At 64.9% G+C, this 21,414-nt stretch carries 23 protein-coding genes; 12 read left to right on the top strand and 11 right to left on the bottom strand.

All coding sequences use genetic code 11. From position 1 onward, the window contains the following. Positions 1-58: 58 nt before the first annotated feature. Positions 59-298 (bottom strand): acyl carrier protein, encoded by a 240-nt coding sequence (locus K369_RS20010; protein ID WP_018267300.1) that lies wholly within the window; start codon positions 296-298, stop codon positions 59-61. A 266-nt stretch (positions 299-564) separates the two neighbouring features. Then, positions 565-1,302 carry a 3-oxoacyl-[acyl-carrier-protein] reductase gene (gene fabG / locus K369_RS20005; RefSeq protein WP_018267301.1) on the bottom strand — a complete coding sequence of 246 codons (738 nt, stop codon included), beginning with the start codon at positions 1,300-1,302 and terminating at the stop codon, positions 565-567. Positions 1,303-1,669: 367 nt separating this feature from the next. Between fabG and K369_RS20000 the strand changes: the two genes are divergently transcribed. After that, positions 1,670-2,467, top strand: a complete 798-nt coding sequence (locus K369_RS20000; protein ID WP_036293637.1) for an outer membrane protein — start codon at positions 1,670-1,672, stop codon at positions 2,465-2,467. A gap of 165 nt (positions 2,468-2,632) precedes the next feature. Here the strand turns inward: K369_RS20000 and fabD are convergent, their stop codons facing one another. The 4 genes from fabD to acs form a co-directional block, all read right to left on the bottom strand. Beyond that, positions 2,633-3,580, bottom strand: a complete 948-nt coding sequence (gene fabD, locus K369_RS19995; protein WP_036293635.1) for an ACP S-malonyltransferase — start codon at positions 3,578-3,580, stop codon at positions 2,633-2,635. 84 nt (positions 3,581-3,664) lie between these two features. Then, positions 3,665-3,868, bottom strand: coding sequence for a hypothetical protein (locus K369_RS19990; protein WP_036293633.1), 204 nt, complete (start codon positions 3,866-3,868; stop codon positions 3,665-3,667). 99 nt (positions 3,869-3,967) lie between these two features. Then, entirely contained in the window at positions 3,968-4,171 is a 204-nt protein-coding gene (locus K369_RS19985; RefSeq protein WP_036293631.1) for a hypothetical protein, read from the bottom strand. 75 nt (positions 4,172-4,246) lie between these two features. Beyond that, entirely contained in the window at positions 4,247-6,181 is a 1,935-nt protein-coding gene (gene acs, locus K369_RS19980; RefSeq protein ID WP_036293629.1) for an acetate--CoA ligase, read from the bottom strand. Between the two features lie 318 nt (positions 6,182-6,499). Here acs and K369_RS19975 point away from each other — a divergent pair, with 318 nt between their 5' ends. Then, a complete protein-coding gene (locus tag K369_RS19975; protein WP_245278251.1) occupies positions 6,500-6,997 on the top strand; it encodes a hypothetical protein in 498 nt (165 codons plus the stop codon). Between the two features lie 13 nt (positions 6,998-7,010). On the opposite strand, the gene K369_RS19970 is transcribed toward K369_RS19975, so the two are convergent. Then, the gene (locus K369_RS19970; RefSeq protein ID WP_051949555.1) at positions 7,011-8,198 is read right to left on the bottom strand and encodes an MFS transporter; all 1,188 of its coding nucleotides are present in this window, start codon (positions 8,196-8,198) and stop codon (positions 7,011-7,013) included. 130 nt (positions 8,199-8,328) lie between these two features. Here K369_RS19970 and K369_RS19965 point away from each other — a divergent pair, with 130 nt between their 5' ends. From K369_RS19965 to ptsN, 7 genes are all read left to right on the top strand, one after another. Further along, the gene (locus tag K369_RS19965; RefSeq protein ID WP_036293625.1) at positions 8,329-9,465 is read left to right on the top strand and encodes a methyltransferase; all 1,137 of its coding nucleotides are present in this window, start codon (positions 8,329-8,331) and stop codon (positions 9,463-9,465) included. 85 nt (positions 9,466-9,550) lie between these two features. After that, positions 9,551-10,282: a serine protease gene (locus K369_RS19960; RefSeq protein WP_036296007.1), complete on the top strand. Its 732-nt coding sequence runs from the start codon at positions 9,551-9,553 to the stop codon at positions 10,280-10,282. A gap of 86 nt (positions 10,283-10,368) precedes the next feature. Further along, the gene (leuD, locus tag K369_RS19955) at positions 10,369-10,974 is read left to right on the top strand and encodes a 3-isopropylmalate dehydratase small subunit (protein WP_036293623.1); all 606 of its coding nucleotides are present in this window, start codon (positions 10,369-10,371) and stop codon (positions 10,972-10,974) included. Between the two features lie 164 nt (positions 10,975-11,138). Beyond that, positions 11,139-12,041 (top strand): LPS export ABC transporter ATP-binding protein, encoded by a 903-nt coding sequence (gene lptB / locus K369_RS19950; RefSeq protein ID WP_036293621.1) that lies wholly within the window; start codon positions 11,139-11,141, stop codon positions 12,039-12,041. A gap of 195 nt (positions 12,042-12,236) precedes the next feature. Then, a complete protein-coding gene (gene rpoN, locus K369_RS19945; protein WP_036293619.1) occupies positions 12,237-13,817 on the top strand; it encodes an RNA polymerase factor sigma-54 in 1,581 nt (526 codons plus the stop codon). Between the two features lie 380 nt (positions 13,818-14,197). Next, on the top strand, positions 14,198-14,758 hold the full coding sequence (gene hpf / locus K369_RS19940; RefSeq protein WP_036293616.1) for a ribosome hibernation-promoting factor, HPF/YfiA family: 561 nt from the start codon (positions 14,198-14,200) through the stop codon (positions 14,756-14,758). A 226-nt stretch (positions 14,759-14,984) separates the two neighbouring features. Then, a complete protein-coding gene (ptsN, locus tag K369_RS19935; RefSeq protein ID WP_036296004.1) occupies positions 14,985-15,449 on the top strand; it encodes a PTS IIA-like nitrogen regulatory protein PtsN in 465 nt (154 codons plus the stop codon). Positions 15,450-15,507: 58 nt separating this feature from the next. Here the strand turns inward: ptsN and K369_RS19930 are convergent, their stop codons facing one another. Continuing rightward, on the bottom strand, positions 15,508-15,786 hold the full coding sequence (locus K369_RS19930) for a general stress protein (protein ID WP_024878137.1): 279 nt from the start codon (positions 15,784-15,786) through the stop codon (positions 15,508-15,510). A 153-nt stretch (positions 15,787-15,939) separates the two neighbouring features. Next, entirely contained in the window at positions 15,940-16,755 is an 816-nt protein-coding gene (locus K369_RS19925) for a response regulator (RefSeq protein ID WP_036296001.1), read from the bottom strand. Positions 16,756-16,939: 184 nt separating this feature from the next. On the opposite strand from K369_RS19925, the gene K369_RS19920 reads away from it, so the two are divergent. The 3 genes from K369_RS19920 (at position 16,940) to fumC (ending at position 19,305) form a co-directional block, all read left to right on the top strand. Further along, the gene (locus tag K369_RS19920; protein WP_156967990.1) at positions 16,940-17,257 is read left to right on the top strand and encodes a NepR family anti-sigma factor; all 318 of its coding nucleotides are present in this window, start codon (positions 16,940-16,942) and stop codon (positions 17,255-17,257) included. Then, positions 17,257-17,835, top strand: coding sequence for a sigma-70 family RNA polymerase sigma factor (locus K369_RS19915; protein WP_051949430.1), 579 nt, complete (start codon positions 17,257-17,259; stop codon positions 17,833-17,835). Before K369_RS19920 ends, K369_RS19915 begins: the two co-directional genes overlap by 1 nt. A gap of 63 nt (positions 17,836-17,898) precedes the next feature. Then, entirely contained in the window at positions 17,899-19,305 is a 1,407-nt protein-coding gene (fumC, locus tag K369_RS19910; RefSeq protein ID WP_036293613.1) for a class II fumarate hydratase, read from the top strand. A gap of 126 nt (positions 19,306-19,431) precedes the next feature. On the opposite strand, the gene K369_RS19905 is transcribed toward fumC, so the two are convergent. Together K369_RS19905 and K369_RS19900 are read right to left on the bottom strand one after the other, a co-directional pair. After that, positions 19,432-20,337, bottom strand: a complete 906-nt coding sequence (locus K369_RS19905; RefSeq protein WP_036293611.1) for a heparan-alpha-glucosaminide N-acetyltransferase — start codon at positions 20,335-20,337, stop codon at positions 19,432-19,434. Continuing rightward, positions 20,334-21,320, bottom strand: coding sequence for a hypothetical protein (locus K369_RS19900; protein WP_036293609.1), 987 nt, complete (start codon positions 21,318-21,320; stop codon positions 20,334-20,336). Before K369_RS19900 ends, K369_RS19905 begins: the two co-directional genes overlap by 4 nt. Between the last annotated feature and the right edge of the window lie 94 nt (positions 21,321-21,414).

Here is a 21,414-nt window from a genome sequence, read left to right as displayed (position 1 = left end):
TGACGAAAACGCGGAACCGCGGATCGTTCCACGATCCGCGTCGCGTCGGCCATTGGCCTCAAGCCGCTTTGGCTTTTTCCAGATAGGAGATGGCGTCGCCGACCGTGTTGATCTTCTCGGCCTCTTCGTCCGGAATCTCGACGCCGAACTCCTCCTCGAAAGCCATGACCAGCTCGACGGTGTCGAGAGAATCGGCCCCGAGATCGTCGACGAAAGACGCCTCCGGCTTCACCTCTTCTTCTTTGACGCCGAGATGTTCGACAACGATACTCTTAACGCGCGGGGCGATATCGCTCATCTTCTCTGATCCTCGTTCGATCGATCTGCTGACACCGATTTGGCGGATCCAGAGTTCGGCTCGGACCTCGCTCGATCGTTTCAGGGGTAAACTACGTCACATTTCTGCGGTTTCGCTCGCGCGACCCGCGGAAACGTCGCCATCGGGAGGCGGGCTTTCTCGCCGGCCCGAATTGCTCTTTGCGGCGTCGCCCCCGGCCAGCGACGCGTCTGGTAGCATAATTAATTCGCCGTGGCGAGAGGCGCCCCGCGGCAAATCCTGAGCTTTCAGATCATCGCCATGCCGCCGTTCACATGCAGAGTCTGGCCGGTGACATAGGCCGATTCGTCGCTCGAAAGATAGACGACGGCGGCGGCGACATCCGCGCCCGTGCCCAGCCGTCCGGCCGGCACGGCGCGCAGAATCGTCTGTTTCTGCGTCTCGTTCAGCGCGTCGGTCATAGGGCTCTCGATAAAGCCGGGCGCCACGCAATTGACGGTTATGCCGCGCGAGGCGACCTCGGCCGCCAGCGATTTGGTCATGCCGATCATGCCGGCCTTGGCGGCGGCGTAATTGCCCTGGCCGGCGTTGCCGGTGACGCCGACGACCGAGGTGATGCCGATGATGCGGCCGAAGCGCTTGCGCATCATGCCGCGCAGCGCCGCTCGCGACAGGCGGAAGGCCGAGGTGAGATTGACGTTCAGCACCGCGTCCCAATCCTCGTCCTTGAGGCGCATGAACAGCATGTCGCGGGTGATGCCGGCGTTGTTGACCAGAATGTCGAGCCCGCCCATGGCCTTTTCCGCCGCCGGGACCAGCGCCTCGGCCTGCGCCTTGTCGGAGAGATCGCAAGGGAGGATGTGGACGCGCTCGCCGAGCTCGGAGGCCAGCGTCGCGAGCGCCTCCTCGCGCGTGCCCGAAAGCGCCACCACGGCGCCGCTCTTATGCAGAGCGCGCGCGATGTCCCGGCCGATGCCGCCGCTCGCGCCGGTGACCAGCGCCGTCTTGCCGCTCAGATCGAACATGTCTCTCCCCCTCGCCGCCGCTGTGCTCGCGCGGCTTCGCGAACTTTACGCGTCTCTATAGGCGCCGCGCGCGCGGCGCGCAATCTCGCCGCTCGGCGCCGTCTTTGTCGCATTAGGTAGTTGTGCGGAGCGCATGTTTGTCGACACTATAGTATAAAATCAGTGTATCTCGAATTACCTAGGGGTGCCTTTTTATCACACCGACAAACGAAATGCTGTTTCGGGCCGCCTATAGCCTTTTTCGGCGTTTACAGTGTCAGTGATTTACGAAATCTTCGTCCGTGGCAGTTCGAATGCTTGCGTTGGTGAGTTCGAACGGCGTGATTGGCGTGCTGCGCCGCTTTATAGAGAATTGAGGAGCCATCTAATGAAATCCAGGATTTCCCTTCTCGCGGTCTTTTCGGCCCTGCTCGCCGGATCGGCCAGCGCGGCCGATCTGCCTTCGCGCAAGGAAGTGGCTGTCGCCTTCGTCCCGCCGCCGGCCTTCTCCTGGACCGGCCCCTATGTCGGCCTGAACCTCGGCGGCGGCTGGCTCGACCGCGGCAACAACAACAATAATTGGGGCTGGAACAACAACAGCAACAATACCAGCGGCGGCGTTGTCGGCGGCGGCCAGCTCGGCTGGAACTATCAGATCTCGCCGCTCTTCGTCGTCGGTCTCGAGACCGACATTCAGGGCACCAGCATCGGCAGCGGCAACAATAATAATAATTGGTGGGGCGGCTGGGGCGGCGCTGATCGCACCAAGGTTCCGTGGTTCGGCACGGTGCGCGGCCGCCTGGGCCTGGCGCTGCTCGATTCCCGCCTGCTGATCTACGGCACCGGCGGCTTCGCCTATGGCGAGGTGAAGCATCCGTTCGGCGGCTTCTGGTGGGGCAACAACAATAACAATGACGTGCGCGGCGGCTGGACGGCCGGCGGCGGCGTCGAATGGGCCTTCCTGCCCAATTGGTCCGCGAAGATCGAATATCTCTACACGGAGCTCAACGACAACAATAACAACAATAATTGGGGCGCGCTGGCTCCGATCCTGTTCCCGCAGTTCCCCGCCGCGATCTGGGGCTCCAACAATTGGAATCGCCATACGCGCATCAACACTGTGCGCGCCGGCATCAACTATCACTTCAATCTCTTCACCCCCGCTCCCGTGGTGGCGAGATACTGAAGCGTCTCCTCTCCTCCTAGAGTCATTCCGGTTCAGATTGAACCGGAATGACTCTATATCTCTTTTTCCGTCGTGCTTTCTTCACGCGAACCGGTTCCCACTTCGCTCGAAAGCACTCTTACGGGACGAAGAGCCCGGCCCTCGCGGCCGGGCTTTTTTGTTACGTCAGACGAAGGCGCGATAGGCGTCCAGATCTTCCGGCGCGCCGACATTGATTCCCTTGGCCTCGGACGCGATGCGCTTCAGCAGGCCGGTCAGCACCTTGCCTGAGCCGCATTCGACGAATTTGTCGACGCCCGCACCGGCCATATGGGCGACGCATTCGCGCCAGCGCACCGTGCCGGTCACCTGCTCCACCAGCAGGCGACGGATATCGTCCGGCGAAAGAATCGGGCTCGCCGTCACATTGGCGACGACGGGGACCTTGGGCGCGAGAATCGTGGTCGTCGCCAGCGCCTCGCGCATGGCGTCGGCGGCGCCCTGCATCAGCGCGCAATGGAAGGGCGCGGAGACCGGCAGCGGCACGGCGCGCTTCACGCCCCGCTCCTTGGCGATGAGAATCGCCTTTTCCACCGCAGCCTTGGAGCCCGAGACGACGATCTGGCCGCCGCCATTGTCATTGGCGACCTGACAGACCGCCCCTTCGGCCTCGGCGGCCGCCTCGGCGATCGCGCGGGCGGCCTCCAGCTCGACGCCGATGAGCGCGGCCATCGCGCCCGCGCCGACCGGAACCGCGGCCTGCATGGCCTGACCGCGCAGCCGCAACAGCCGCGCGGTGTCGGCGATGGAGAGCGCCCCGGCGGCGGCCAGCGCCGAATATTCGCCGAGCGAATGGCCCGCGACGAATTTGGCGTCGCGAGAGAGATCGAGCCCGGCCTCGGCCTCGAGCACGCGAATGGCGGCGAGGGAAACCGCCATCAGCGCCGGCTGGGCGTTGGCGGTGAGCGTCAGCTCGGCTTCCGGGCCTTCGAACATGATCTTGGAGAGCGGCGCGCCGAGCGCGGCGTCCACCTCCTCATAGACGGCGCGCGCCTGAGGAAAGGCCTCGCCGAGCGCCTTGCCCATGCCGACCGTCTGCGACCCCTGCCCCGGAAACACGAATGCCTTCGCCATGCGCTTCTCGTCCCCTCATTTTGGATTGACGAGCGCCGAGTGACCCAGGCGCGGGCGAGTGTCAAGCCTGACGAACTCGACCGCTCAATGGAGGAAGAGCTTCAGCGCCACGGCGGAAAGAATGGCGATGACGAAGCCGAGCATCCATTTGATGACGGCCATATCGTTCTCGAGCTTGGAAAATCGGCTTTCGTAAACAGTCAGGGCTTCGGCGGCCCGACGAGCCTTCTCTTCCGGCGCTCCGGCCGAGACGAAGGCGTCATAGACCTCGGAAATCATAATGCTCATTTCGGGTCCCTATCGCCGAAGCGGCTGTTCGGTCGGCTCCAGAACAACATAGCGCGAATTTGGCCGGCGAGCGAGGGTCGCGCTTCGGCGGGTAGCGGGTCAGTTCGACGCTTTGATAATCCAGATTCCACCGACGAGACCTGCGCCGCTGATCCAACCCAGCATTATCAACGTCGGCACGCCCTCGGGGCTCAGCCCGATGACGACTTGATCGAAGAGCCATAAGGCGACGAGACCCGGCGGGATCACGCTGACCGCAACAAGAGCGAAACCGATGAAGCGTTTCAGCCCTCTCATTCTCATGGCTGACCTCATGGTTGATGCGGCGACCGAGGTGGGACTGATCCACTATCGCTTCGCCGCGCGCGCCTCCCTTCGTCACCCCGCCGGCCGGTTCTTGATGAGATCCTCCACCACGCTCGGATCGGCGAGCGTGGACGTATCCCCCAGCGCGCCGAATTCATTCTCGGCGATCTTGCGCAATATGCGCCGCATGATCTTGCCGGAGCGCGTCTTCGGCAGGCCGGGCGCGAATTGGATCACATCCGGCGAGGCGATGGCGGAAATCTCCTTGCGCACGAAATCGACGAGCTCCTTGCGCAGACGCTCGGAAGCCTCGACGCCGCCCATCAGGGTCACATAGGCGTAGATGCCCTGGCCCTTGATCGCATGCGGGAAGCCGACGACCGCCGCCTCGGCGACCTTCTCATGCGCGACGAGCGCGCTCTCTATTTCCGCCGTGCCGAGGCGATGGCCGGAGACATTGATGACGTCGTCGACGCGGCCGGTGATCCAATAATAGCCGTCCTTGTCGCGCCGGCAGCCGTCGCCGGTGAAATATTTGCCCGGATAGGCGGTGAAATAGGTCTGCACGAAACGCTCGTGATCGCCGAACACGGTGCGCGCCTGTCCCGGCCAGCTGTCGGCGATGACGAGATTGCCCTCGCAGGCGCCCTCCAGCACATTGCCATTGGCGTCGACGATCTCCGGCTGCACGCCGAAGAAGGGCTTGGTCGCCGAGCCCGGCTTCAGCGCCGTGGCGCCCGGCAGAGGCGCGATGAGAATGCCGCCCGTCTCCGTCTGCCACCATGTGTCGACGATGGGGCAGCGGCCCTCGCCGACGACGCGGTGATACCATTCCCAGGCCTCGGGATTGATCGGCTCGCCGACCGAGCCGAGCAGGCGCACCGACTTGCGGCTGGTCTTCTTCACCGGCTCCTCGCCGGCGCCCATCAAAGCGCGGATCGCCGTCGGCGCCGTGTAGAAGATGTCGACCTTGTGCTTGTCGATCACTTCCCAGAAGCGCGAGACGGTCGGATAATTCGGCACGCCTTCGAACATCAGCGTCGTCGCGCCATTGGCGAGCGGGCCATAGACGATATAGCTGTGGCCCGTCACCCAGCCGACATCCGCGGTGCACCAATAGACATCGCCCTCGCGATAATCGAAGACGAGCTCATGCGTCAGCGCGGCATGGACGAGATAGCCGCCCGTCGTGTGCAGCACGCCCTTGGGCTTTCCGGTCGAGCCTGAAGTGTAGAGGATGAACAGCGGATCCTCGGCGCCGACCTCGGCGTAAGGACAATCCTCGGGAACCTTCTTCGCCTCGTCCTCGTAACGAAAATCGCGGCCGGGCTTCATATCCACCTTGGCGCCGGTGCGCGTGACAACGATCACGGTCTTGGCGGAGACCTTCTCCAGCGCGGCGTCGACATTGTCCTTCAGCGCCGATTTGCGGCCGCCGCGCACGCCCTCGTCCGCCGTGATGACGACATCCGATTGCGCATCCTCTATGCGGCCGGCGAGCGCATCCGGCGAGAAGCCGCCGAACACCACAGAATGCACGGCGCCGATGCGCGCGCAGGCGAGCATGGCGTAGGCGGCCTCCGGTATCATCGGCAGATAGATCGTCACGCGATCGCCTTTGCGCACGCCATGCGCCTTCAGCACATTGGCGAAGCGGCACACCTGCTCGTGCAATTCGCGATAGGTGATGTGACGCGAGAGCGAGGGATCGTCGCCCTCCCAAATGATCGCCACCTGATCGGCGCGATGCGGGAGATGGCGATCGATGCAGTTCATCGCGACATTGGTGGAGCCGTCGCCGAACCATTCGATCGCGACATTATGCGTGTCGAAGCTCACCTCCTTCACGCGCGTGAAAGGGGCGATCCACTCTATGCGCTGCGCCTGCTCGCCCCAAAAGCCGTCGGGGTCGGCGACAGAGCGCCGGTAGAGCTCCGCATATTTCTCGGCGTCCACGCGGGCCTCGTTCCGCCACGCTTCCGGCACTGCATAGATCTTGTCGGTCATTTCGAGCGTTCCCTCGGATGATCGCGGCGCGTTGGAGCGCGCCGTCGGCTTGTCGTGAATATGACCTTATTTCGCGCCTGAGGCTATGGCGTCGAGTCCTCGAGGGGCGCCCCGCTTTTCGACGCCGTCCTGCTGCGCGGTGCGCTGCGACGAGTCGCCGCGCCGCCGCGACATCAGGTCGCAGATCGCTTCGAAGTGCTACGTATTACAGGAGCAATGCGCGTGCTGCGAGCTGAATTTCACGGCGGCGCCGGACTAGCCGGCGCCAGATTTGCGGCTCTTTTAGACGGCGCCACCCCAACGCCTCGAGGAGCCCAGATGAGGAAGACCCCATTGCTCGACGACATTCGCGAACTGTGCCTTCGCCGTTGCGACACGATTTTCTATTCCCTCATCGCGATCATCGCCCTCGCCCGCGCGATCGTGGATTTCCAGGAGGGCGCGTTCAGCGCCGAGCTCTACGCCGCGCTCGTGAATTACATCGGCTATCGCGAATTGCTGCGCCTCTTCCTGTGGGCGACGGTGAATCCGCGTTACGCCATCGCCTCGCTCTATGGCGCGGTCATCGCCTCGGCGCTGCCGGTCATGTTCTCGCATCCGAGCGCCTTCTTCTTCGAATGCACGGTCTATCTGCTGCTGCGCATCGCCGCCGACATGCTGTTCGGCCTCAATGAGAAGGCCGTGTTCAAGCTCTATCGCGAGGTGCTGTTCGACTATTACAATCGCAAGCCGCCACAGAAGCGCGACCGCAAGCGCCGCAAGTCTCTGCTCGAGCGTCTCGGCCTCGAGGAAGGCTTCGCGCCGGGCGCCGCCTGAGCTTTCGGCGCCGCTAACGCTTTGGTCCCGTCTCCGGCATGGCGACGAGGACCAGCGCGAGGCCCGCCAGCGCGACCGCGGCCAGCGTCAGAAAGCTCGCCGCATAGCCGCCGGATGTGACAATGAATCCCGCGACGGACAGGCTCGTTGCGCCGCCCACGCCCTGCACGAATCCGAGCCCGCCGCGCGCGAGGCTGTAATGCCCCGTGCCGCGCATGATATCCGCCAGCACCAGCGGCAGCAGCGCGTCGAAGAGACCGCCGCCGACGCCGTCCAGCAATTGCGCGGCGAGCAGATGCAGCGGCGTCTGCGCGAAGACGCAAGCGAGATCGCGCGCAAAGAGCGCGACGAAGGCGAGGACGATGAGCGGCTTGCGGCCGATGAGATCGGCGCGCTCGACAATGAGCGCCATGCCGATGGTCGAGAGCTGCGCGAGAATGATCGCGGCGGAGGTCACGCCGCTCTCGAGGCCGGGATTTTCCGAGGCGAGCTTCTGCGCGATCAACGACAATGTCGGCGCATTGGCGAAATTGAACAGCGCCGCCGCCGCCGCATAGACGAGCAGCGTGCGGTAGTGCAGCAAATCGCGCAGCCGGCCCGGCTGCGGCGGATGCGCGAGATCGACATCCTCGAGACCGCGCGCGCGATCATGGTCGATAGCCTCGGCCGGAATGGAAAAGGCCGCCCGCGCCGCGAGCACAGCGAAGATCGGCGCCAGATAGAAAGGCGCCGTCTGCGACGCCAGCACGCCGACGAGGCCGATGATTCCGGCGATGAAAATATTCCCGGCGCGATCAAAAGCGGCGTTGCGGCCGAGCCGCTCGGCGAGGCGCTCGCGGCCATAGAGGCCGAGCGTGAGCGCCGCCACCGTCGGCGCGAAGACGGCGCCGAGCGTCGCCATGACGATATCGGCGGCGACGACCACCGGAACGCTCGGCGCGTGAATGACGGCGAGGCCGCAGGCGCAGAGCACGAAGCTCGCGACCACGAGAAGCTCGCGCTTGGCATGCGTGCGATCGATGAAGGCGCCGACCGCCGGATGCGCGGCTATGCCGACGAGCCCGCTGACCGTGAGCACGGCGCCGATCTCGGCCTGGCTCCAATGCGCCTGCGTGAAGAGAAAAACCCCGACATAAGGCCCGAGCCCGCCGCGCACATCGGCGAGAAAGAAATTGAGCCGATCGAGAGCGTCGAAACGCATGGCGGCGATGGTCTCCCGGGCCGCCCCGCGAGCGTCCCGCAAGGACCAAACGCCGGACCCGGGATAATCGACGTTTCCGAGCCGGCGCTTTTGAGCTAGGAGCGGATGATTCTCGGCGGAGGGGCGGCGTATGGGGCAGTTCTTTCGGGACAGGCTGCGGCGGCTGCGGGATCGGCTGGTGTCGAGCCCGCGCTTTCAGCGTCTAGCCGCCGCGCATCCGCTGACTCGCGCCGCCGCGCGCAAGCGCGCGCGCTCCATGCTCGATCTCTGCGCCGGCTTCGTCTACTCGCAGGTGCTGCTCGCCTGCGTGCGGCTGAAGCTGCTCGAGCTGCTGCTGGAGCAGCCGCGCACTGTGGAGCAGGTCGCCGAAAAGCTGGAGCTGTCGCAGGACTCCGCCGCACGGCTGCTGGACGCCGCGGCCTCGCTCGGCCTCGTCGAGCGGCGCGGCAAGGAGCGCTTCGGCCTCGGCGAGCTTGGCGCGGCGCTCATCGGCAATAAGGCGGCGCTCTCGCTCGTCGCGCATCAGCCCATGCTCTACGCCGATCTCGCCGATCCGGTCGGCCTGCTGCGCGGCGACGACTCGGCCGAGCCGCGGCTCGCCGATTATTGGCCCTATTCGGCGGCGGAAAATCCCGCCGCCCTCTCCGCCGAGGAGGTCGCGCCCTATAGCGCGCTGATGGCCGCCTCGCAGCCGCTGGTGGCGCAGGAGCTGCTCGACGTCTATCCCATTCGCCGGCACAAGAAGCTTCTCGACGTCGGCGGCGGCGAGGGCGCCTTTCTCATCGCCGCGGCGGCGAGGGCGCCGCGCCTGCAGCTGATGCTCTTCGATCTGCCGGCGGTGGTGGAGCGCGCCCGCACCCGGCTCGAGGAGGCGGGGCTCGCCGAGCGCGCGACCTTCTTTTCGGGAAATTTCCTCACCGATCCGCTGCCCAAGGGCGCGGATGTGATAACGCTGATTCGCATCGTCCATGATCACGACGACGCTTCCGCGCTGGAGCTGCTGCGCAATGTGCGCCGCGCGCTGCCGCGCGACGGGACGTTGCTGATCATAGAGGCCATGTCCGGCGTCGAGGGCGCGGAGCCGCTCGACGCCTATTACGGATTCTACACGCTGGCCATGGGCCGCGGCGAGCCGCGCACCCTCGCCGAGCTGCAAAAGCTCGCCAAAAAGGCGGGCTTTGGCCGCTTCCGCCTGCTGAGCAATCCTATGCCGATCGTCGCCAGCATTCTGCTGGCGAAGCCGGACCCCGATTATCACGGCCCCTGAGCGGCGGACCCGACTTGCCGGGGCGGAACCGAGCGGCCATGTCGCCGTTGGGGGAGAATCTCCCATGGAGGAGAAAGGCCGGCCGATGACGATCGAACCTCTGCTTCTCACCACGGCGCGCGTGGGCACCTTCAAAGGCGACGCCCCGCTGACCAACGCCAGCGGCTTTTTCTTCGAGCGCGACGAACGGCTTTTTTTGGTGACGAGCCGGCATGTGCTGAGCGATGCGGCGACCGGGCATTGCCCCGACCGTATCGAGATCGAGCTGCATATCGACGCCGAGAATATGACCAAATCGACCGGTTTCTCGATGCTGCTCTACGAGGACGGCAAGAGCGTCTGGCGCCAGGGCGTCGACGCCGGCGGCGAGATCGATGTGGCGGCCATAGAGATCGAGCGCCAGGCTCTACCGGAGCCGACCGTCTATCGAGCCTTCACCCCGGCGCATCTCTGCGGCGAGTTCGACACGGTGGAGGTCGGCTCCTCTCTGCTGATTCTCGGCTTTCCCTTAGGCTTCCACGACACGCTGCATCATATGCCGGTGGCGCGGCAGGGCGTCGTCGCCTCCTCCTTCGGCCTGCGCTTTCAGGGCCAGGGCTATTTTCTCACCGACGCGCGCACCCACAGAGGCGCGAGCGGCGCGCCCGTGGTGGCCCGCGTGCCGGCGCTGGAGGCTGGCCAAGGCGATCTGCCCTGGACGCTGCTCGGCGTCCATTCGGCGCGGCTGGACGTCGGCCGCGACCTCCAGCAGGACGAGGCGCTGGGCCTCAACTGCGCCTGGTACGCTGATATTCTTCTCGCCTTGACCGAGAGCTGAGCGGCGCGACTTTGCGCCTTTGGCGACGATTTGCTAAAGGGCGCCGGAGAGCGCCCCGCGCGCCCGAGGCTCCAGGACAGTCCGAAATGGAAAAATTCGTCACCCTCACCGGCGTCGCCGCGCCGCTGCCGATCATGAACATCGACACGGACATGATCATTCCGAAGCAATATCTGAAGACGATTGCCCGCACCGGCCTCGGCAAGGGTCTCTTCTCGGAGCTGCGCTATAAGGACGACGGCTCGGACAATCCCGATTTCGTGCTCAACAAGCCCGCCTATCGCGACGTCAAGATTCTGGTGGCGGGCGATAATTTCGGCTGTGGCTCGTCGCGCGAGCACGCCCCCTGGGCGCTGCTGGACTATGGCGTGAAGGCGGTGATCTCCACCAGCTTCGCCGACATCTTCTACAACAACTGCTTCAAGAACGGCATCCTGCCGATCAAGGTCTCGCAGGCCGAGCTCGAGAAGCTGATGGACGACGCGGCGCGCGGCGCCAACGCCACGCTGACGATCGACCTGCCGGCGCAGGAGATTCGCGGCCCGGACGGCGGCGTCGTGAAATTCGACATCGATCCATTCCGCAAGCACTGCCTGCTCGAGGGGCTGGACGATATCGGCCTCACGCTGCAAAAGGCCGGCGCGATCGACGCTTTCGAGGCCAAGACGGCCGCGGCTCGGCCCTGGGCCTGATCGCGGTTTACCGGATTGCAAAAAAGTAACGAGGGTTTTTGGTCGAGAAAGCTTAGGATCGCCGCGAGCGGCGCGCGATCTTCGCGGTCCGTCTCTCTCGTGCAGGGCGCTGAGACTTGAGCTTTCGATCCTACCCATCCACGAGCGACGCCCGACCCGGCCTGTTGAGCCGGATCGGGGAACGGCTGCGCCTGCGTCGTCCCGCGCGAGCGGAGGCTGAGACGCGTTTTTCGGCCGAAATCGACGCCCGCATGGAAAATGGCGCCGAAAATTTAGGCGCCGAGGAGACGCCCGACTTCGCCGCCGACCATTCGGCCTATTCCGAGGCCGAGATCGCCACGCATAAGGGCGTGCTGTCGATCCAGCATCTCGCCAAAGCCTATAAGACCCGCCGCGTCGTCGAGGATGTGAGCCTGCATGTGGCGCGCGGCGAGGCGGTGGGTCTGCTCGGCCCCAATGGCGCCGGCAAGACCACTGTTTTCTATATGATAACCGGGCTGGTGAAGCCCGATCGCGGCGTCATCGCGCTCGACGGCTATGACGTCACCGGCCTGCCCATGTATCGACGGGCGCGGCTCGGCATCGGCTACCTGCCGCAAGAAGCGTCGATTTTCCGCGGGCTCACGGTCGAGGACAATATCCGCGCCGTGCTGGAGATCACCCAGCCCGACAAGCGCCTGCGCGAGCAGGAGCTGGACGCGCTGCTGGAGGAGTTCAAGCTCGAGCGCCTGCGCCGCACGCCGGCGGTGGCGCTCTCGGGCGGCGAGCGGCGGCGCTGCGAGATCGCCCGCGCCCTCGCCGGCCGCCCCGCCTTCATGCTGCTGGACGAGCCTTTTGCGGGCATCGACCCCATAGCCGTCGGCGGCATTCAGGATCTCGTGCGGCATTTGAAGGCGCGCGGCATTGGCGTGCTGATAACGGACCACAGCGTTCGCGAGACGCTGGGCCTCACCGACCGCGCCTACATCATCTACAACGGCCATGTTTTGACGGAAGGAACGCCCGAGGAGATCGTCGCGCATCAGGATGTGCGGCGCATCTATCTCGGCGAAGATTTCCGCATGTGATTTGTGATTTTTGGAACGAAATTCCGACCGGAAGCGTCGCGGCGATTAACTGCTAGGCGGAATTTCCGGTAGGCGCCGAATAAATGGTCCTGCGCCCAATCGCTCCCCGTGCTATAAGCAAGAAACAGGCCGAGAACAGCCGTTGTGGCGGCCCAATGCCGTACGTAATGGCGGAAAGTTTCGAGTAGGCGGAAAATGGCTATTTCCACCAAGCTGATGATGCGTCAGGGTCAAGCCCTGGTGATGACGCCCCAATTGCTGCAGGCGATCAAGCTGCTGCAATTCTCCAATCTCGAACTTTCTGCTTTCCTTCATGAGGAGCTCGAACGAAATCCGCTGCTCGAGGCGGTCGAGTCCGACGACTTCCCCGATACGCATCAGGAGCGCGGCGGCGATGGCGACGGGGACGGCGGAGACGCCGGCTTCGACGGCGTCGGCGAACCGCGCGAGGGCGATTGGGCGCAGGACAGTCTCGCGGTGGACGCCGGCCAGCTCGCGGCGGAGCTCGGCACGGAGATCGGCAACGCTTTCGAGCTCGAGGGCCAGCGCCCCGGCGCCGACGCCTCCGGCTCGCTCGAGGGCGCGGGCCTCTCGGCCAATTCCTGGACCGGCGCCAGCGGCGTCGGCGGCGATGGCGAGACGCCCAATCTCGAGGCCTATGTCGCCGCGGACGCCAATCTGCACGATCATCTGGCCGAGCAGCTCGCCCTCGCCTCCGCCGATCCGCGCGACCGGCTGATCGGCCACGCCATCATCGATGCGATCGACGAGACCGGCTATCTGCGCGAGGACATAGACGAGATCGCGCTGCGGCTGGAGGCCGATCCCGTGCGCGCAGCGGCCGTGCTGGCGACGATCCAGAGCTTCGACCCCTCGGGTATCGGCGCGCGCGACCTGCAGGAATGTCTCGCCATTCAGCTGCGCGAGCGCGACCGCTTCGATCCGGCGATGCAGATTTTCATCGCCAATCTGCCGCTGCTCGCCAAGCGCGATTTCCCCGCTCTGGCGCGGCTGTGCGGCGTGGACGAGGACGATGTGGCGGATATGGCGGCGGAGGTTCGCCGTCTCGATCCCAAGCCCGGCCGCGCCTTCGGCGGCGCGCCGATCCAGCCGCTGGTCGCCGATGTCATCGTGCGCCCGGCCACCGACGGCAGCTGGATGGTGGAGCTGAACTCCGACGCTCTGCCGCGCGTGCTGGTGAACCACTCCTATGCCGCGAAAGTGAGCGCCGGCGCCAAGCGTGACGGCGACAAGACCTTCATCTCGAGCTGCCTGCAGAACGCCAATTGGCTGACCAAGAGCCTCGAGCAGCGCTCGCGCACCATTTTGAAGGTCGCCTCCGAGATCGTGCGGCTGCAGGACGCGTTTTTGGCCAAGGGCGTCGAGCATTTGCGGCCGCTCAATCTGCGCACCATCGCCGACGCCATCGGCATGCACGAATCGACCGTCTCCCGCGTCACCTCCAACAAATATATGATGACGCCGCGCGGCATCTTCGAGCTCAAATATTTCTTCTCGGCCTCCATCGCCACCACCAGCGGCGGCGAAGCCCATTCGGCCGAGGCGGTGCGCTATAAGATCAAGCAGATGATCGATAAGGAGAGCCCTTTCGACGTGCTCTCCGACGACGCCATCGTGGCGCGGCTCAAGGAGATCGACATCGACATCGCCCGCCGCACCGTCGCCAAATATCGCGACAGCCTGCGCATTCCCTCTTCCGTCGATCGACGCCGCGCCAAGCAGGCGATGGCGCGAGAGCATGCGCCGGCGCTGTGAGCCGACCCGGCGGGGAACGCCCTGCCGCGAATGACGGCGCCCTTTTGTCCTGTCGATGCAATTCATTGGCTCCGTAACGACTCCTAGGCGCCCGGGCGCCGCGGGAATGAGCAAAACGCTCGCCCATTGACTTCCCGAGCCGAGGCACTTAGAGCCTGTCGCCGAAGCGGGCAGGGCGCAAATGCGAGTTCGGCCCGTCTTCCGCCACGTTCGAACGGCAAGAATGACGCTCGGACGCTGGGCCGGGATATTCGCCGGCGTCGCGGCGAGGACCGTGGGGGACGGTCGAAATCGACGCTCACGAGACCATCGCGAGATTTTTTCAAGGAAGGCGGCTCCGCGCCCGGCGCGAGCCCTCCAATGGACGAGGCGAATCCGATATGTCGCTGCGCGTGTCCGGCAAGAACATCAACATCGGCGAGGCTTTGCGGATTCATGTCGGCGACAGGCTGAAGGCGGCCGCCGGCAAATATTTCGACGGCGAGCTCAGCGGCCATGTGACGATCTCGCCAGAAGGCTCCGGCTTTCGCGCCGATTGCAGCCTGCATCTCGCCGGAATCGACGTTCAGGCCGACGGCCGCGCGCAGGAGCCCTACGCCTCCTTCGATCAGGCCGCCGATCGCATCGAGAAGCGCCTGCGCCGCTATAAGAGCCGGCTGAAGGATCATCACGCCCCGCGCGATGACGGCGAGGTGGCGCAGAGCTATGTGCTCGAGGCGCCCGATCAGGAGCAGGATGCGCCCAAGGAATTCGCGCCGACGATCGTCGCCGAGGCGACGTCGCGGCTGCCTCGGCTGACGGTCTCGGCCGCGGTTTTGGATCTCGATCTGACCGGTGCGCCGGTCGTCGTTTTCCGCAACGCCGACACCGGTCGGCTCAATGTTGTCTACCGACGCAACGACGACCATATCGGTTGGATCGATGCGCCGGGCGGCGAATAGACGGCATATATCTTGCCTTTTGATTGGATGCAGCTGTGAGGGCGGCCATGCTTATTTCGCACCAATGGAATTCGCCCTGCGACCCGAATGAGAGCGGCCTCCGCCGCGACGGGTCGCGTCGCAATGGCGCGACGGGGCGCGTCCTTTGATGAACAGCGATCTCGCGCGCGACACGCGCGACGGCGGAGCTCGGCCCCGACACGGCCTCGAATGGGATAGACGCCACATGCGGCTCGCGGATTTGCTCTCCACAGAAGCGGTCATTCCCTCGCTCAAGGCGAACAGCAAGAAGCAGGCGCTTCAGGAGCTGAGCGAGAAGGCGGCCGAGATTTCCGGCCTGCCCGCCCGCGAGATCTTCGACGCGCTGCTGCAGCGCGAGCGCCTCGGCTCCACCGGCATAGGCGACGGCGTCGCCATTCCGCATGGCAAGCTGGCGCGCATCAAGACGATTTTCGGGGTTTTTGCGCGGCTCGAGCGGCCGATCGACTTCGAAGCGCTCGACGGCGCGCCGGTCGATCTGATCTTTCTCTTGGTGACGCCGGAGGCTTCCGGCGCCGATCACCTCAAGGCGCTGGCCTGCGCGGCGCGCGTGCTGCGCGACCCTTCGATCGTGGCGACGATTCGCGCGACGCGGGACCCTTCGGCCCTCTATTCCATCATCGCGCAAACCTCCACGCCCCACGCCGCCTGAGGCCTTCGCGCCGCTGACGTCAGCCGGCCGCGATACGGCGAAGAAAAAAGGCCGCGGATTACTCCGCGGCTGTTCTCGGCTTGCTGTGGGAGGCATGGCCGCCCTTGCGTCCGGCCTCGGACGCGAGCTGGTGATCGCGGGAGAAGCTCCGCTTCGTCGGATCGACGCTCTGCCCACCCTTGCGCCCGGCCTTGGCCGCCAGCTCGGGGTTCTGCGAGAAGCTGCGCTTTTCATCGGGAACGTTCTGGCCGCCCTTGCGCGCGATCGCCCGCTGCTTCTCGGGGTCCATCGAAGCAAAGCCACGGTTCGACTTTTTCGTTTCCTGGATCGCCGTCATATCTTTTACCTTCTCTTGTCCCCCGGGAGTCAACGCCCGAGTCAAGACAAGGTTGCGCTCTATTCGCTTCCGATAGAAGTTTTTTTTGCCGCAATTCGGCCTGTGGTCTATACGTACGAAAATCAGCTATTACCTACGCTATGGCCTAATTGCTCACTTATGCTTATCATTGTGTTTGAGATGGGACCGTCTGTCGAAAAACAAAGCTTGGCTGATAATCGCTTTCAAGCTGTCGACGCTGAAAGGCTTGGCGATGAGAAACGCCGGCTCCGGCGGCTCTCCAGTCAGAAAGCGCTCTGGATAGGCGGTGACGAAGATCACCGGGGTCGACAGCGAGCCGAGTATTTCATTGACCGCCGCGAGGCCGGAGCTGCCGTCCGCCAGCTGAATATCGGCCAGAATGAGGCCGGGTGGAGTTTTGGATATGGCATCGACCGCCTCCTTATGGGTGCGCGCCACGGCGACGACCCTATGACCGAGCTCCTCGACCAGCCCGCGCAGATCGAGCGCGATCAGCGGCTCGTCCTCTATGATGAGCACGTCGGTCGCCAATTGGCCGGCGATCTCGGCGCTCGCCGTGTCGATCAGCGCCGCCGCTCGCGCCTCGGTGACGGCGAGCGCCCGCGCGATCTCGCCGAGCGAGAAGCCCTCCAGCGCATGCAGCAGAAAGGCGATGCGCGGCTGCAGCGAGATGGCGTCGAGATTGCGCCGCGCGCCCGTCTCGTCCTCGCCCGCGAGGCCGGAATGATCCGTATGGGCGTTGATCGGGCTCGACGTCCAGATTTCCAGAAACAGGCGATAGAGGGAGATTTTCAGATCCTCGTCGGCGACGAGGCGGGTGGGGTCGGCGACCGCGGTCTCGAGCGTCGCCAGCACATAGGCGTCGCCCCCTTCGCGGCTGCCCGAGAGAGCGCGGGCGAAACGCCGCAAATAGGGCACATGCCTTAGAATAGCCTGAGAAATGGACATCATGTCCCTCGTTTCGCGTTGCGAAAGCCGCGCCATCATGGCGCGCCGTGCTGCGTCAAATCGCCGCCGTATATATGGGAACTATTTGGTAAAATTAGCGTTGTGAGTGGGTCAGCGCATAGCAATATAGCGCAGCCGCGTCCGCTCGCCAGAGTCGGGCCTCACGGGAATTCTCGAGGAGCAGATGGTAAAAAGCAGCCGGAAGTCCACTGCCGCCGCCTTGAGCACAAGCCAAAACCCGAGCATGGACGAAGGTGCCGTCGTCGCGGCGCCTTCGCAGGACAATGTAGGGCTCTTGGTCTTGAATTCCCATCGCCCCGCGCGCACCGCGCGCGCCCAGGCGGAACCCAATGACCTCGGCGAGCAAATCGGCGAGCAGCTGCGCGGACTCTATGAGGACGTCCTCAACCAGCCGATTCCGGATCGTTTCCTAGAGCTCTTGAACCGGCTCGAGAGCGACCCGATATCCCCGCAGCGGTCGAAGGCGCCCGGGGAGGGATAGTGTCGACATCCGAAGCGGCGAAAGCCCAAGGAAAGGGGACGAAGGCCGACCTCGTCGCGGCGATTCCCAGTCTGCGCGCATTCGCGGTTTCGCTCTGCGGCAACGCCGATCGCGCCGATGATCTCGTCCAGGAGACGCTGGTCAAGGCCTGGAGCAGCCTCGCCTCCTTCACTGAAGGCACCAATCTCACGGCTTGGCTGTTCACAATTCTGCGCAACATCCACTATAGCGACTATCGCAAGCGCCGCCGCGAGGCGCCCGACCCGGACGGCGCCATAGCCGCGCGGCTGGTGTCGCTGCCGGCGCAGAACGCGCATATGGATTTTCTCGATTTTCGCAGCGCGCTGCAAAAGCTGCCGCTGGACCAGCGCGAGGCGCTGATCCTGGTCGCCGCCTCGGGCCTTTCTTACGAGGAAGCCGCCGCGATCTGCAATTGCGCGCCCGGCACGATGAAGAGCCGAGTCAATCGCGCGCGCAATCGCCTCGCCGAGGTTCTGGCGCTACGCTCCACCAGCGATATCGGCGATTCCTATTACATCGGCGAGCAATCGATTCTGCCGCGCACGGGCAATGATTGATAGACAGGCCGAAATGCCCCATAGGGAAGCTCGAGCCCGATAATTTTCCCGCGAGCGAGACCGATGACCGACAAGACGACCGAATTCCGAACCGAGCGCGATTCCTTTGGCGACATAGAGGTTCCGGCCTCCGCCTATTGGGGCGCGCAGACGGAGCGGTCGCGGCAGAATTTCCCCATCGGCGTCGGCCGCATGCCGATCGAGATCGTCCATGCGCTGGCGCGGGTGAAGCTCGCCGCCGCCGAGGCCAATCTCGAGAAAGGCCTGCTGAAGCCGGAAGTCGCCGCCGCGATTTCCGCCGCCGCCCGCGAGGTGATCGAGGGCAAGCTCGACGCGCATTTCCCGCTCGTCGTCTGGCAGACCGGCTCCGGCACGCAATCCAACATGAACGTCAATGAGGTGATCGCCAATCGCGCCAATGAGGCGCTGGGCGCCGGCCGCGGAGCCAAGGCGCCGGTCCACCCCAATGACCATGTCAATCTCGGCCAATCCTCCAACGACAGCTTCCCGACCGCCATTCATGTCGCCGCGGCCATCGCCATATCGCAGCGCCTGCTGCCGGCGGTGGAGCGGCTGCACGCTGCGCTCGCCGCCAAGTCCAAGGCCTTCGAGCATATCGTCAAGATCGGCCGCACCCATTTGCAGGACGCGACGCCGGTGACGCTGGGCCAGGAATTTTCCGGCTATGCGGCGCAGGCGGAGTTCGGCGCCAAGCGCATCCGCCAGGGGCTCGAGGATTTGTTCCTGCTCGCCCAGGGCGGCACCGCCGTCGGCACGGGCGTCAACACCTATAAGGGCTTCGCCGAGGCGGTCGCGGCCAAGATCGCGGCGCAGACCGGCCTGCCGTTCCAGACGGCGCCGAATAAATTCGAGGCGCTCGCCGCCCATGACGCCGCCGTCTTCGCCCATGGCGCGCTGAATGCGCTCGCCGCCGGCCTCTATAAGATCGGCTGCGACATTCGCCTGCTCGGCTGCGGCCCGCGCGCCGGCCTCGCCGAGCTGAAGCTGCCGGAGAACGAGCCCGGCTCCTCCATCATGCCCGGCAAGGTCAATCCGACCCAGGTCGAAGCGCTGACCATGGTCTGCACGCGCGTCTTCGGCAATAACGCCACCATCACCTTCGCCGCCTCGCAGGGCCATCTCGAGCTGAACGTTTTGAAGCCGGTGATCGCTGCGGCGCTGCTCGAATCGACAATATTGCTCGCCGACGGCATCGACAGCTTCATCACCCGCTGCATCGACGGGATCGAGCCGGACGAGGCGAATATCAAGAATTTCTTGGAGCGCTCGCTGATGCTGGTGACGGCGCTCGCGCCCAAGATCGGCTATGACGCGGCCTCGAAGATCGCGCGCGCCGCGCATCACAATGGCACGACTTTGCGCGAGGAGGCGCTGAAATCCGGCAAGGTGACGGACGCCGAATTCGACGCGCTGGTGCGGCCGGAGAATATGCTCGCGCCGAATGATTGATACGCTTTCAGGGTGAGAGGCTCGGGGCGCGAGCCACAAACGGAAAACGCCCCAAGCCCCTCATCCTCACCTTCTCCCCGCTCGCGAGAGAAGGAAGACGGCCGACGCAGCGCAAGGCGCACAAAGCTATTTCACCACGCAGGCGCGCGCGATGCGCTCGAGACGCGCGCGGCCTTCGTCGGTCGTGGCGTCGGGCAGCGCATCCTCCCGCGCCGCCTCACGCGCCGCGCAATCGCAGGCCGTCTCGCATTTTCGAGCATTGGCGCCGGACGCCACGCATTGCGCGCGGCAGGCTTCCTCGAAACGCGCATTCTGCATCGGCGCGAGCAGCATGGCGACGGCGGTGAAGCTGGCGAAGAACAAAGGCTGATGCAGGAGATAGAGCGCGAGGCTACGCCGCCCGAGCAAGGCGACGGCCCGCGTCGCCACATTGCCTTGCGTGCTGGCGACGGTCGCCGGGCGTAGACGCGCCAGCTTCCCCGCGCCGACGCCGAAGAGCAGCGCCCCCGCCCAGGGCGCGAGCGGGCGATAATCATTGGTCATCGGCTCGAAGGTCGAAAGCCCCGTCCACCAGAACCACGGCGCATCGAAGAAAGACGCGCGCGCGAAGAAGGATGCGATGACCAAGGCGAAGCCCGCGGCGAAAGCCGCCGGCCAGGGCAGCCGCAGGAAAGGCAGAGCGAGCAGGCTCGCCGCCGCTATGCAATGCAGAATGCCGAAAAAGACGAAGCTCGACGGGAAGGCGATATAGGTCCCAGCGCTCACCAGCAGCGCGGCGCCGATGAGCAGAGCGAGCCGGCGCCAATAGGCGCGCGCGCGAAACGCCGTCACATGCGCGAGAGTCAGCGACACGCCGGCGATGAAGAGAAAGCTCGCCGCGATCGCATGGCCGAACGCCTTAAAAGCGTCCGTATAGGGAATGTCGGGATCGATATGGCCGAAATGGCCGAGATCCCAGCCGAAGTGAAAGGCGAACATCGCCAGCACGGCGAGGCCGCGCGCGACATCCAGCCATAAGAGCCGCGCGGTCATTTGACCGCCGTCGTCGCCGTCGATTGAAACTTGCCGAACACCATGTCCGGCGCCGAGAGATTGTGCCGCGACGGCATATGTCGGCCGAGCCAGATTTCCGTCGCCGGCGCGCCGGGAAAGCCGATGACCGGCGCCTCCTGCCAGCCTATGCCGCGCTTCGTGCGCCAGGCGACCAGAGCAGCGTCGCTCATCGATTGCGTGGTGTACATGGACCGCAGCGAGGCGAAGGGCAGGCTGTCCGGCATTGCGTCGCTATAGGAGACATCGAGCACGATGCGGTCCTGATCGATGGAGCCGAGACGAATCTTCGCCTCGCCGCCGCGACGGAAACGCAGGGTGAAGCTGCGCGTCTGCGGATCGAAGACGATTTCCTTCAGCGCGACGATGGGGCGCTCCTGCACCTCCACCGGGCCGATGAGGAAGGAGGAGCCATAGGCCGTCCAGCGCATGTCCTCGAAAGGCAGCGGGCGCGCACGCCAATAGCCGTCCGGCGGATAGAAGACCAGAATTTCCTCCGCGCGCTCGCGATAGGTCATCCACAGCTGCACGAGATGAAAGCCCTTCTCCACCCGGTCGCCGACGCGCACGGGCACGTCATTGGGCCGCCAGAAGGAGGGGAAAGTGTAGCCGACCAGCCAGAATTCCGGCGTCTCCCAAAAGGTGAGGCGGCGCGCGTCGGCGGCGAATTTGGAGTCGTGCGAGAGATCGCAGCTCGTCCAATCCGGCGCCCAGCGGTCCGAGCCGATCATGCCGATATAGGAGGGATGAACCGCCTGCACGCGCATGCGCCGCACCTGCGGCGAGACGAAATCCAGCTCGATATTGTCCTTCTCGGCGCAGAGCTCGGGCGTGGATCGGTTCTCGATCCGCACTTGCAGATCCTCCTCCGCCTCCAGCGCCTGCTGCGCAAAGGACGGCCGGGCGAAGGGCAGACTGGAAGCGGCGAGGAGGAGCCGGCGGCGATCGATCAGCGATGCGGACATGGGCGGTATCGGATTCCTATAGAGTGTTTTCGAGCGAAGTGGGAACCGGTTCGCGTGAAGAAAACACGAGCAAACAAGGAGATCTAGACTCATT

Origin of the sequence: Methylosinus sp. PW1 (assembly GCF_000745215.1) — a bacterium.
In the GTDB taxonomy this organism is placed as follows: domain Bacteria; phylum Pseudomonadota; class Alphaproteobacteria; order Rhizobiales; family Beijerinckiaceae; genus Methylosinus.
The sequence above is the reverse complement of the archived record's forward strand: the minus strand, read 5'-3'. Positions and strand labels throughout refer to the sequence as shown.